The following is a 223-nucleotide window of genomic DNA, read 5'->3' as shown; positions in this document are numbered from 1 at the left end:
GAGTTCTCGAGCGTCTGGAAGAGCTGGGGCGCCGACGTCACCATCATCGAGGCGCTCCCCCACCTGGTGCCCAACGAGGACGAGGCCATCTCGAAGCACTTCGAGCGCGCCTTCCGCCGCCGCGGCATCGACTTCAAGCTCGGCGTGCGCTTCTCGGGCGTGACCCAGAACGAGTCCGGGGTCGTCGTGACCCTCGAGAACGGCGAGACCGTCGAGGCCGACA

The 223-nt window shown here is 67.7% G+C and carries 1 protein-coding gene; it reads left to right on the top strand.

The features are described from left to right. Window positions 1-223: FAD-dependent oxidoreductase (locus tag FJ658_RS15225; RefSeq protein WP_181408504.1), on the top strand; the 223-nt coding region annotated here is incomplete at both ends.

The organism is Schumannella sp. 10F1B-5-1, from assembly GCF_006517535.1.
Classification (GTDB): Bacteria; Actinomycetota; Actinomycetes; order Actinomycetales; family Microbacteriaceae; genus Schumannella.
The sequence above is the reverse complement of the archived record's forward strand: the minus strand, read 5'-3'. Positions and strand labels throughout refer to the sequence as shown.